At 66.2% G+C, this 10,747-nt stretch carries 13 protein-coding genes; 6 read left to right on the forward strand and 7 right to left on the reverse strand.

Features of this window, described 5'->3' with window-relative positions:
* The first annotated feature begins 159 nt into the window (after window positions 1–159).
* Window positions 160–1,509, forward strand: a complete 1,350-nt coding sequence (locus V6K52_RS03080) for a serpin family protein (RefSeq protein ID WP_353952438.1) — start codon at window positions 160–162, stop codon at window positions 1,507–1,509.
* Between the two features lie 470 nt (window positions 1,510–1,979).
* On the opposite strand, the gene V6K52_RS03085 is transcribed toward V6K52_RS03080, so the two are convergent.
* From V6K52_RS03085 to V6K52_RS03100, 4 genes are all read right to left on the reverse strand, one after another.
* A complete protein-coding gene (locus tag V6K52_RS03085; protein WP_353952439.1) occupies window positions 1,980–2,132 on the reverse strand; it encodes a hypothetical protein in 153 nt (50 codons plus the stop codon).
* A 184-nt stretch (window positions 2,133–2,316) separates the two neighbouring features.
* Window positions 2,317–3,969: a cation acetate symporter gene (locus tag V6K52_RS03090; protein WP_353952440.1), complete on the reverse strand. Its 1,653-nt coding sequence runs from the start codon at window positions 3,967–3,969 to the stop codon at window positions 2,317–2,319.
* A 1-nt stretch (window position 3,970) separates the two neighbouring features.
* Window positions 3,971–4,312: a DUF485 domain-containing protein gene (locus V6K52_RS03095; protein WP_353952441.1), complete on the reverse strand. Its 342-nt coding sequence runs from the start codon at window positions 4,310–4,312 to the stop codon at window positions 3,971–3,973.
* 211 nt (window positions 4,313–4,523) lie between these two features.
* On the reverse strand, window positions 4,524–5,036 hold the full coding sequence (locus V6K52_RS03100; protein WP_353952442.1) for a carboxymuconolactone decarboxylase family protein: 513 nt from the start codon (window positions 5,034–5,036) through the stop codon (window positions 4,524–4,526).
* A 115-nt stretch (window positions 5,037–5,151) separates the two neighbouring features.
* Here V6K52_RS03100 and V6K52_RS03105 point away from each other — a divergent pair, with 115 nt between their 5' ends.
* Window positions 5,152–5,616, forward strand: coding sequence for a MarR family winged helix-turn-helix transcriptional regulator (locus V6K52_RS03105; RefSeq protein ID WP_353952443.1), 465 nt, complete (start codon window positions 5,152–5,154; stop codon window positions 5,614–5,616).
* Window positions 5,600–6,112 (forward strand): GNAT family N-acetyltransferase, encoded by a 513-nt coding sequence (locus V6K52_RS03110; RefSeq protein WP_353952444.1) that lies wholly within the window; start codon window positions 5,600–5,602, stop codon window positions 6,110–6,112. Before V6K52_RS03105 ends, V6K52_RS03110 begins: the two co-directional genes overlap by 17 nt.
* Before the next feature lie 23 nt (window positions 6,113–6,135).
* Here V6K52_RS03110 and V6K52_RS03115 read toward each other — a convergent pair whose 3' ends face one another.
* Both V6K52_RS03115 and V6K52_RS03120 read right to left on the reverse strand, forming a co-directional pair.
* On the reverse strand, window positions 6,136–6,660 hold the full coding sequence (locus V6K52_RS03115; RefSeq protein WP_353952445.1) for a TetR/AcrR family transcriptional regulator: 525 nt from the start codon (window positions 6,658–6,660) through the stop codon (window positions 6,136–6,138).
* A complete protein-coding gene (locus V6K52_RS03120; protein WP_353952446.1) occupies window positions 6,657–7,166 on the reverse strand; it encodes an SRPBCC domain-containing protein in 510 nt (169 codons plus the stop codon). The genes V6K52_RS03115 and V6K52_RS03120 overlap by 4 nt, the downstream gene beginning before the upstream one ends.
* Window positions 7,167–7,321: 155 nt before the next feature.
* On the opposite strand from V6K52_RS03120, the gene tdh reads away from it, so the two are divergent.
* The 3 genes from tdh (at window position 7,322) to V6K52_RS03135 (ending at window position 10,104) form a co-directional block, all read left to right on the forward strand.
* Window positions 7,322–8,362 (forward strand): L-threonine 3-dehydrogenase, encoded by a 1,041-nt coding sequence (gene tdh, locus V6K52_RS03125; RefSeq protein WP_353952447.1) that lies wholly within the window; start codon window positions 7,322–7,324, stop codon window positions 8,360–8,362.
* 355 nt (window positions 8,363–8,717) lie between these two features.
* Window positions 8,718–9,395, forward strand: coding sequence for a hypothetical protein (locus V6K52_RS03130; RefSeq protein WP_353952448.1), 678 nt, complete (start codon window positions 8,718–8,720; stop codon window positions 9,393–9,395).
* A gap of 103 nt (window positions 9,396–9,498) precedes the next feature.
* Window positions 9,499–10,104 carry a LysE family translocator gene (locus V6K52_RS03135; protein WP_353952449.1) on the forward strand — a complete coding sequence of 202 codons (606 nt, stop codon included), beginning with the start codon at window positions 9,499–9,501 and terminating at the stop codon, window positions 10,102–10,104.
* 24 nt (window positions 10,105–10,128) lie between these two features.
* Here V6K52_RS03135 and V6K52_RS03140 read toward each other — a convergent pair whose 3' ends face one another.
* Window positions 10,129–10,569, reverse strand: coding sequence for a hypothetical protein (locus V6K52_RS03140; protein ID WP_353952450.1), 441 nt, complete (start codon window positions 10,567–10,569; stop codon window positions 10,129–10,131).
* Between the last annotated feature and the right edge of the window lie 178 nt (window positions 10,570–10,747).

Below are 10,747 nucleotides of genomic sequence, written 5' to 3' on the forward strand. Positions count from 1 at the left end.
TACACCGAGAAGACGCGTATGCCGTCCTGCCCGGTTGACACGAAAGGAGACCCGAGCGCCCCGCCAGATACATCTCGGTCCACGCCACGCCGGTGCCTGTCCGAGCTGATGGCCCGCTGCGGGGTGATTGATCGGTGCGGGGATCGGCACAGCCCCCTGGTGGAACCGGACCGCGGCCGGTCGCGTCATACGATCGTGATGAAACGACGTGATGCCCTCCAGTTGGCCGTTATCGCGGCGATCGCGTCGCCGCTGCTTGCCGCATGCGGTGACGTCGACAGTGGGGACCCGAAGAGCGGCACGGCGACGGAGCTCGAGCTGGTCAGGTCCAACTTGCAGCGATCGGCGGGGACGCCAGACGCGATCCCCGAGGTGGTCGCGGGTGTGCACTCACTTGCTGGTGGCCTGTATGGCCGTCTCGCCGCGAAGCCGGGCAACCTGGTGCTGTCGCCGTACTCGGTCGCGGTGGCGCTCGGTATGACTCTGTCGGGCGCGGGTGGCCGAACTGCCGCCGAGATGCGCGACGTCATGGGCGTGGCACGCGATGCTCCGTTCCACGGGGGCCTGAACGCGCTGACTGCGTACATCGAGGGGCTGGCCGGGCCGCAGGACCGCGCCGACGGGAGCAAGGCCGTACTGGCGCTGGACGGCGCCAACCAGCTCTACGGACAGCAGGGCGTCGGCTGGGAACGGGACTTCCTCGACCTGCTCGCGCGAGAGTACGGCGCGGGACTGCAGACCCTCGACTTCCAGCACGCCCACGAGGAGGCCAGGGTGCTGATCAACGACTGGGTCGCGGGTCGTACTCAGGATCGGATCCCGGAGCTGATTCCGGCCGGTCTGCTCAACCCCCTGACGTGCCTCGTCCTGGTCAACGCGCTCTACCTCAAGGCGCCGTGGGAGACCCCGTTCGAGAAGTCACTGACCCAGCCCAGGCCGTTCCACCTCCGGGACGGCAGTTCGGTCGACGTCGACACGATGGTGCAGACGCTGACCACCACGATGGCCCAAGGCGACGGCTGGCGGGCCGCACGGCTGCCGTACGCAGGTCGCGCGCTCGCCATGACGCTGGTGCTGCCGGACCCGGGCCGACTGCGCGAGGTGGAGGGACTGCTGACGTCGGGTGGGCTGACCGACGTGATTTCCACGGGCCGGCGGGCGATGCTGGACCTGCGGTTGCCGAGGTGGACGTTCCGGACCCAGGCACCGCTGACTGACGTGCTGCAGCGATTGGGGATGCATAGCGCCTTCGACCCCGACGAGGCCGACTTCCGGCCGATGACCGAGGAAGACCTCGACCTGCATGTCAGCGCGGTCCTGCACGAGGGCTTCATCGCGGTCGACGAGGAAGGCACCGAGGCCGCAGCGGCAACCGCGGTGGTGGTGTCCGTTGTCAGCGCACCTGTCACCGAGCCTTTCCACGTCGACAGGCCGTTCCTGTTCGTCATTCACGATGTCGAGTACGACACGCCACTGTTCCTGGGAAGGGTCGACGACCCGAGCGCGTGACTGTTGGTCTGAGGTGTCACAACAGGCAGACGTCGCCTGGAGACAATCAACCGGATGCGGCCGAGCGCCCATGTCGATGACCTCTCCGTCTTGCTGAGCGGCGCACGTTGTAGTGCCCGCACATGACGCGATCCGTTTTTGCCGATGACCGCACTGTCGCGCTCATGTCGAGAGCCGCAAGATGCCACGGTCCCGATCACGATGTTCCGTGCAGGCGTAAAGATGTACGACCTACCAGGTGAGTCCATCTAGATGGTTGCGACCGGATAGAAGGCGAGTGATGTGGTTCTGTGCCGCTGCGCGTGCCTCGGGCTGAGGGTGATGTGCGTGGAGCGCGAGCTCTACGTACATGTCGTAGAAGTTCAATCGCGCGCGCAGATGCTCGCGCTCGAACAGCTCCGGATACGCGCCGTGCAGCCATCCGGGGACCTTTGTGAGTGTGGTCTCGTCGAGCCCTTGTTCGTCGGGGGTCAGTGGCTGAGCAGCACGACGATCGCGCAAAAGAGAACCATCGCGCCCAGGGTGAGCAGGTGGTCTCGCACGTGATGCGTGGGGTGCTCGTCAAGTGCAAGTGGGCTCATCATCCGCAACCGCGGTGGAGCCGCTGGTCTGGGAGCAGGCATCGCGACCTCCTGGGACGCAGCACGACCGAGCGCCGCACACCAAAAGGTTATAGCGACAGCCGCGACAGGGGAAGGAGTCGCAGCCCTGGCGTTCCTGGGAGGGGAGAAGGCGGCATACGCCGCACAACGTCGTGTGCCCCAGCGGTCCCGGAAAGGGTCCGCTGGGGCACACGAGTGAGATGGGTCAGTGGTCGAGGGCCTTGCCCACGCCGTGACCGGTGAGGCTGCGTACCTCCATCTCGGCGTACTTCTGCGCGTTGTGCTCCTTGCTCATGACGGTGCCGAGCCAGCCGAGGAAGAACGCCAGCGGGATCGTCACCAGCCCGGGGTTGTCGAGCGGGAACCACGAGAAGTCGATGTCCGCGTTCGTGATCATCGACGGTGACGGACCACCCTCAACGAGCGGTGCCTTGCCCGACACGACGGGGCTGAAGATGATCAGGCCGATCGTCGAGATCAGACCGCCATAGATCGACCACAGCGCGCCCTGGGTGTTGAACCGCTTCCAGAACAGCGAGTAGAGGATCGTCGGGAGGTTCGCCGACGCGGCCACGGCAAACGCGAGGGCGACCAGGAACGCGATGTTTTGGCTCTTGGCGAACATGCCACCAAGGATGGCGATGATGCCGATCGCGACGGCGGAGATGCGGGCGACCCGGACCTCCTGGTCGGACGACGAGTTACCGCGCTTGATGACCTCCTTGTAGATGTCGTGCGCGAACGTCGCACTCGCCGTGATCGTCAGACCGGCGACCACCGCAAGGATCGTCGCGAAGGCGATACCCGAGACGATGCCCAGGAACGGACTTCCACCGAGTTCGAACGCGAGCAGTGGCGCGGCCGCATTGGCCTTGCCCGGAGCCGCGTTGATGGTGTCGGCGCCGACGAGCGCACCAGCGCCATAACCGACGACGAGGGTGAGCAGGTAGAACCCGCCGATCAGCCAGATGGCCCACTCGACCGACTTCCGCGCCTGCTTCGAGGTCGGGACCGTGTAGAACCGCTGGAGCACGTGCGGCAGACCCGCGGTGCCGAGGACGAGGGCGAGCGACAACGAGATGAAGTCGATCTTGGTCGTCGTGTTGAGGCCGTACTTCACACCGGGCTCGAGGAGCTTCTCGCCGACCTTGGGGTTCGCGTCGACGGCCGCTCCGAGCAGACCCGAGAGGTTGAAGCCGTACTTGCCGAGGACCCAGACGGTCATGATCGCGGTGGCCGCGATGAGCAGGACCGCCTTGATGATCTGGACCCAGGTCGTGCCACGCATGCCACCGATGAGGACGTAGGCGATCATCACGAGGCCCACGACGGCGATGACGAGGTTCTGCGCGCCTTCACCCTCGATGCCGAGCAGGAGTGACACGAGGCCACCGGCGCCGGCCATCTGTGCAAGCAGATAGAAGAACGACACGGCGAGCACCGAGATGGCGGTCGCGATGCGGACGGGACGCTGCTTGAGGCGGTAGGACAGCACGTCGGCCATCGTCAATCGCCCTGTGTTGCGCATCAATTCGGCGACGAGCAGAAGCGCGACGAGCCAGGCGACGAGGAAGCCGATCGAATAGAGGAAGCCGTCATAACCCTGCAGCGCGATGGCCCCGGCGATGCCGAGGAAGCTCGCAGCCGAGAGGTAGTCACCGGCAATCGCGATACCGTTCTGGCGACCGGAGAAGCCGCCGCTCGCGGTGTAGAACTCACCGGCGCTCTTCTTGCCGCTGGCCATCTTGACGATGACGACCAGGGTGACGAGGACGAAACCGACGAAGATCGCGATGTTCAGCGCAGGGGAGCCGACCTTGGTCGCCTCGGTGGGGACCATGCTCATGAGTGAGGTCATCTCAGTGCTCCTTCACGCCGTCGAGCTTCGCACCGAGGGCGTCAGCCAGCGGGTCGAGCTCACGGTTGGCCCAGCGGGCATAGATGATCGTGATCGCGAACGTCGTGACGAACTGTCCGAGACCAAAGAGCAGGCCGATGTTGACGTTGCCGAAGACCTTGGTGCCCATGAAGCCGGGAGCGAAGGTCGACAGCAGGACATAGATGAAGTACCAGACGAGGAAGAACGCCGTCATGGGGAAGACGAATCCGCGGAACTTGCGTCGCAGCGCCTGGAACTCGTCGGTGGATTGCATGGCGACGTAGGGATCCTCGTCGCCGCGGGTGCGAGCTTCGTTGCTCACGGTGGCACCTCCAGGGGTCGGTCCCGGATGTCTCCCGGGTCACCCCACACTGTCGATGCTCCGGTATGCCGCCCGCTCCCCTACGCGATGCCCTCGCGCCGGGCGGGGGCGCACCTTCGTTCGGTGGCCCGGGCAGGTGCGCCGAGCGGCTGGTGAGGTGCGACGAGCGGTTGTGCGGACGGCATACGCCGTGGGTGCTTTGCGGGGCGGGTCAGGCGCGGGTGAGGCGGTTGGCGAAGGTCGAGAGCGTGTAGGCGCCGACACCGAGAACGACGTCGAGTGCTTGGCGTGAGGTGAAGCCGGCGTCGGCGAACGAGGCCAGGTCGGCGTCGGTGACCCCGCCGGCGGAGTCCATGACCTGGTGGGTGAAGTACTGGAGGGCACTGAGGCGAGGGTCATCGAGGTCGTCGCCGTCGCGCAGGGTGGGTTCGAGGTCGCCGTGACCGAGTCGGCGCAGGGTGGCGGTGTGCATCTCGACGCAGACCTCGCAGCGGTTGCGCAGGGCCACGGTGAGGATGAGGACCTCCTGCTCGAGCGGGGTGAGGTCGCTGCCCTGGAAGAGGCGACTTGCGGTGAGGAAGGCGTCGAGGAGCTCGGGGGCTTCGGCCATGCGGGCGACGGCCGCGGGGAGCTGGCCGCCGAACGATGACGCGACACGGGTGAGGGTGGCGGTGGCCTCGCTGGGCGCGGTGTCGATGGTGTGGTCGGGGAAAGTCAGGGGCATGGTGGGTCCTCGGGGTCTCGAATCAGATGGTCAACCAAGTTGACCATTTGGCTTGCGATATCGTCAACTGAGTTGCCCATCACGGTTGAGTCGAGTTGGCGGAGGTGTTCGGGACATGGCAGGACACGAGCTTCCGCTGTTGCTGCTCGGCGGGTTCCGCCACCTCATCGACGAGATGCACCGGCGACTTGCGGAGGACGGGCACCCGGGCCTGCGACCGGCCATCGGCTTTGCGGTGCAGGCGATCTCGCGCGGCGCCACGACGGCCACTGCCCTCGGCCAGGCGACGGGAGTGAGCAAGCAGGCGGCGAGCAAGACCGTCGACCAGCTCGTGGCGCTGGGATATGTCTTCGCCGAAGCGGACTCGGCCGACGCGCGCCGAAAGACGTTGCAGCTCACCGCTCATGGCCTCGACCTCGTGCAGCGGTCGGGCGCCGTCCTCGAGGACCTGCGGCAGGAATGGGTGGACGAAGTGGGCGCCACCCAGGTCGATCGACTCGAGGCCACGTTGCGTCGACTCGTCGGTCCAGGGGCCATCAGTCCGGACGTCTCGGGGTGGCTCGGTGCTGACCCTCGCTGAGGTGTCCTTCGTCGACCCGCGCGTCCAGGCGCTCGTCGCGGAGGTGCAGGCCCACTACGTCGTCATCTATGGCACGCCGGATGAGTCACCGGTCGACCCTCGCGAGTTCGCTGCCCCCAACGGCCGCTTCGTCCTCGGAGTCATCGATGGCTATGGAGACCCCAGCGGCGAGGACGGTGAGCCGGTGGCGATGGGTGGCTGGCGCTGGCGCCCGGACCTCAGTGGGCGCTTCGACGGGGACCGCGTGGCAGAGATCAAGCGGATGTTCGTGCCGGCGCGGGTGCGCGGGCGGGGTCATGCCCGACAGGTGCTCGCGTTCCTCGAGGCGAGCGCGCGGGCCGAAGGGGTGGAGCGACTCATCCTCGAGACCGGCCTCATGCAGCCCGATGCGATCGGTCTCTATGAGTCGCAGGGCTATGAGCCGGTGGCGCCATTCGGTCACTACGCGGAGTCCGAGCTGGTGCGGTGCTTCGGCAAGGACCTGCGCCGGGGCTGAGCGGCTGAACAGGGGGAGCGGCGTCAGCTGAAGTGACGGACGAGCTCGCGCCACGTGGTCTCGGGCGCGGTGCCGGTGGGGAAGCGACCGTCCAGCTCGAGGATCACCATGCCGTGGAGGGAGGCCCAGAGGGCCTGGGCCCGGTGCGGGTCGCCGGTGGCCTCGAAGAACGGTGTCCCGGACCACTCCTCGAGTCCCGGTGGCAGTGCAGCCCGGTCGAGGGGGCCGGCTGTCGAGAGGCGATAGAGCTGCGGGTTGGCTGTCGCCTGCTCGCGATAGCGCCGCACCAGCTTGGACACCGTGGTGACCGGCCGCAGGGCTTCGCCGTTCTCCTTGAGGGCCAGGGCGATGAGCTGGGTCTTGAGGGCGTCCTTGCTCGCGAAGTGCTTGTAGAGCGAGGGTGCTGCGATGCCGAGCTCGTCGGCGAGGACCCGCATCGTGAGGGTGTGCCAGCCCTGCCGCTCGAGCACGGTGCGGGCGGCGTCGAGCACCTCGCGCGCTCGCGGCGTGAGGAGGCGCGCGGGGTCGAACTCCTCGGGGCAGGTCATCGGGCGATGTTAGCCGTGCTCTCGACTCGGTCCCGGAGGGCTCGGTTCATCGCGGCGAAGTCGTCGCCGACGTCGATGGACCCACCGAAGAACGGCACGAGCGCGCCGGAGAAGGTCTCGCTCTGGGTCAGACGGACTCCACCGGGGATGGGCGTCAGGGTGAAGGAGTGTTCTCCGTCGAGGAGGCCCGGGACGAAGACGCGGCCGAGCCAGCGCAGTTCTTTGCCCGGCTCGGCAGCGAGCACGGTTGGCGTGAACGTCATCTCGCTGTCGCCCGAGTTGAGGACGATCCGCAGCTTCTCGCCCTCCTTGGGTGTGCCGCTCGCCTCGCGCATGAACGGGTTCCATTCCGGGTATGCCGCGAATTCGGTGAGGACGGACCACACCTTTTCGGGTGGGGCGGCGATGTCGACGGACCGCTCGACCCGCTGCTCACGGTGGAGGGCGAAGGCGGCGACGACGAGGACGACGAGGGTGGTGGTGAGAGTGATGAGCCACTTGTTCATGAGGGCCTCCACGGGCTGTGTGCTTGCTTTGGGCTAATGCCGTTAGCCCATCATAGGCTAACAACGTTAGCCGTAGCAAGGGTGTGGTGCGGGTGTGGTGCGGGTGCGGCGCGGTCATGACTTGGGCAAGTCCGGGACGCGGCATGATGGTCGCCGTGCGCGCACTTGTGAAGTCCGAAGCCGGTCCTGGACTCCAGCTCATTGACGTCCCCGAACCCACCTGTGGGGACTCCGACGTCAAGATCCGTGTCCTGCGAGCAGGGCTCTGCGGCACCGATCTCCACCTCGAGCAGTGGGATGACTGGGCGGCGTCGGTCGTCAAGGCACCCATGACGATCGGTCATGAGTTCTATGGCGAGGTCGTCGAGGTCGGCACGCTCGTCGGGCACCTCAAGGTGGGCGATCGGGTCTCCGGCGAGGGGCACCTCGTGTGCGGGATCTGTCGCAACTGCAAAGCCGGTCGGCGACACCTCTGCATCAACACCGTTGGCGTGGGCGTCAATCGGGACGGTGCGTTCGCCGACTTCGTGGTCATCCCCGCGACCAATGCCTGGCTCCAGCCTGCCGACCTCGACCCGGACCTCGGCGCGATCTTCGACCCGCTCGGCAACGCGACCCACACCGCACTGCAGTGGCCGGTCATCGGTGAGGACGTCGTCGTCACTGGTGCCGGGCCGATCGGTGTCATGGCCGTCGCGATCGCCCGTCACGCCGGAGCCCGTCGCATCGCCGTCACCGACATGAGTGATGAGCGGCTTGCTCTGGCCAAGGGAGCCGGCGCCGACCTCTGCGTCAACGTCGGCCGCGGTGAGGACCTCGCCTGGGCCCAGAAGCAGCTCGGGATGCTCGAGGGCTTCGACATCGGTCTCGAGATGAGTGGTGCACCCAAGGCCGTCGAGGACATGCTGGCCAACCTCAACCACGGCGCGCGCGTCGCGATGCTCGGGCTGCCCAAGGACCCCTACCCGATCGACTGGGGCCGGGTCATCACGCACATGATCACGATCCGCGGGATCTATGGGCGCGAGATGTTCGAGACCTGGTACCTCATGGGGTCGATGCTCGCCACGAGCGCCGAGCTGCGCGAGAGCGTCCAGTCAGTCATCACCCACCGCTTCCCGGCGGAGGAGTGGGCCAAGGGCTTCGAGGTCGCGCGGTCGGGTCAGTGCGGCAAGGTCGTCCTCGACTGGAGCTGATGGCTTCGACCTAAGTCGCCGGAGCATCATGGGACAGGTGCGCCGGCGGCCCCCCAACCCGACGATTCCTTCCTGCCCAGCACCAGCCGCGTGCTAAACATGAACCGTCACCAAGTGTGTCTATCCTGCTTGGTTGCCTTCCCTCATCGATGGGAGAGCCGTGATGCCCCACCTGCGCCAGGTCGGACTCCTTCTGCGTGCCTACGCCTGCCGCAGTTGTGGAACGGAGATCACGAACGCGGGCGCCTCCAAGGAGGGCCCCCGTCTGCGGCGTCAAATGGGTCTAGCCGCGGTAGGCATGCGCGCGCTCGCGGGACCTTACAAGCGATCGGGGAGGCTTGCTTGTGGAGTGGTCATGGTCGCCTCTACTTTTGGCTGCTCTCATTCGGGTGAGACGCCGCCTCCGCAGCCGCCGCAGGGCAGCTCTGTTATCAGCCAAGCGGCAAGTGACGCCATAAAGCGCATCCAATGTCATGCGCGAAATATGGCCCAAGAAGACTGCGATCAAGATGGCGTCAGGAACAGCGATGACGCTATTCCTGGGCGAGACGACCTCGCCGATGATGACCGTGATTCCATTCAGAACCGGTTCGATCGCTCACCATTGCTGAATGATTTGGCGCTTGACAGCGACCGGGACGGCATCCCAGATTACCGAGACACGTATTTTGGGAACAATAATGAAGATGCCGATGGTGATCGGCTCATCAATGGATTTGATCCTCAGCCATACGCCGCACCGCCAGGCAATACAGCGGTCATTCCGCCGACGGGCATCAGCCAGGCACAATTGACTGAAAGTCTTCTTCGCCAGCAGATGGGTCGAAAGTACAACGCCGAACTACTGGGGGGCAAGCCAGACGCGGACCTGGATGGGATACCCGATGATATTGATTCCACTCGCACTGAATTCACGAATGATCGCGACGGCGATGGGGACTTCGATTACTACGATCCCAAACCAGGAGATTTCAGCCTAAATTCTAGGAACGATCCATACGACCCTCGTAATGACGAGTACTGGGAGGACTGATTGTGTATTCGGCCCAGTTCGCAGAGGTCGCACGGTCGGGTCAGTGCGGCAAGGTCGTCCTCGACTGGAGCTAAGCGACCATCCGCATGCGAGGCTGGGACGCATGACCCCGGCATACCTCGTTGTCGTTCTGGCCGTTGTCGCCACACCTGGCGTAGATGTCCTCGTCGCGCTGCGCAACACCGTGGCGGCCGGGAGGCGGGCAGGCTTCGGCACCGTCCTCGGGATCTGTGCCGGATCGCTGGTCCAGGGCGTGCTCGCCTCGGTCGGCGTCGGCGCGCTCATCGTGCGAGTGCAGCCGCTGTTCCAGGCGATCAAGTGGGCGGGAGTCGCCTACCTCGTGTGGCTCGGCGTCAGTGCGCTGCGTTCGGCATGGGCCGGCCACTATGCCGACGTCGACGACACCGTTGATGCGGGGATGGCCAAGGGCTTCCGCACCGGAGCGCTGACGAACCTCACGAATCCCAAGATGCTCGTCTTCTATCTTGCGCTGCTCCCGCAGTTCGTCGAGCCGACCGCGCCGGTGGCCGTCTGGCTCGCGCACGCGTTGATGCTGCCCCTCATCGGGGGCACGTGGCTGGCTGTCATCGTGCTCGGTGCCTCCAAGGCGCGCCAGACCCTTTTGCGCCGTCGGACCCGTCGGGCCATCGATGCCGTGAGTGGGGTGTTCCTCGTGGGGTTCGCGGCCAAGCTCGCGCGCGAGGCCTGAGCTCCGCGCGCGAGCCTGAGAGCCTCAGCCCACCGAGGCGCTGAGGAACGTGGTGCCCTGGTCGTTGCAGAAGTGGGATACGGCGCCGCCGGCCCACATGTTGGCCTGGACGGAGTCGAGCTTGAACGTCGTCTCGGCGTCCTTGATGATCGCCTTGGCCGTCGCCGGCGTGGGGTCGGCGGTGAAGGTCGTGCAGATCTTCTTGCCGGCGGTGACAATCTCAGCGTCACTCGTGTTGGCCATCGGCGGGATGACCGTCTTGAACTTGGCCGCCCACTGCTCGTCGGGCACCGTGCCACCGGTGCCGGTCGAGGGCTGCGCGGTCGCCGAGCTCGTGTTGCCGGTGGCTGACGCCGCGGGCGACGTGGCCTTGTCGCCGGAACCGGCGTCGGTGCTCCCCGAACCGCAGGCGGTCAGTGAAAGGGCCAGCGCAGCGCTGGCGATGATGGTCGTGGTCTTGGTCATGGACTTCCCCGTAGTCAACATGCGCCCGACGCTACCCAACCCCAGCGGCGGGTGACTGTCGGGGGCAGGTGAGTGGGCGTCGCCTGACATCGGATGGCTGCGACGACAATGCTGCGGGCGATCGTCGGGGTAGGCAGGTCCCCTGTTGGGACCGTGGGTATTTCCACGATCTGGCGTC

The sequence above is a fragment of the Knoellia sp. S7-12 genome (assembly GCF_040518285.1).
Taxonomy (GTDB): domain Bacteria; phylum Actinomycetota; class Actinomycetes; order Actinomycetales; family Dermatophilaceae; genus Knoellia.

What these genes read in the sequence shown, in the direction of transcription:
- V6K52_RS03105 (WP_353952443.1), top strand. Translation starts at nt 5,152, where the DNA reads ATGGCAGGACACGAGCTTCCGCTGTTGCTGCTCGGCGGGTTCCGCCAC.
- V6K52_RS03120 (WP_353952446.1), bottom strand. Translation starts at nt 7,166, where the DNA reads ATGAACAAGTGGCTCATCACTCTCACCACCACCCTCGTCGTCCTCGTC.
- V6K52_RS03115 (WP_353952445.1), bottom strand. Translation starts at nt 6,660, where the DNA reads ATGACCTGCCCCGAGGAGTTCGACCCCGCGCGCCTCCTCACGCCGCGA.
- V6K52_RS03130 (WP_353952448.1), top strand. Translation starts at nt 8,718, where the DNA reads ATGGTCGCCTCTACTTTTGGCTGCTCTCATTCGGGTGAGACGCCGCCT.
- V6K52_RS03140 (WP_353952450.1), bottom strand. Translation starts at nt 10,569, where the DNA reads ATGACCAAGACCACGACCATCATCGCCAGCGCTGCGCTGGCCCTTTCA.
- V6K52_RS03135 (WP_353952449.1), top strand. Translation starts at nt 9,499, where the DNA reads ATGACCCCGGCATACCTCGTTGTCGTTCTGGCCGTTGTCGCCACACCT.
- V6K52_RS03085 (WP_353952439.1), bottom strand. Translation starts at nt 2,132, where the DNA reads ATGCCTGCTCCCAGACCAGCGGCTCCACCGCGGTTGCGGATGATGAGC.
- V6K52_RS03090 (WP_353952440.1), bottom strand. Translation starts at nt 3,969, where the DNA reads ATGACCTCACTCATGAGCATGGTCCCCACCGAGGCGACCAAGGTCGGC.
- V6K52_RS03100 (WP_353952442.1), bottom strand. Translation starts at nt 5,036, where the DNA reads ATGCCCCTGACTTTCCCCGACCACACCATCGACACCGCGCCCAGCGAG.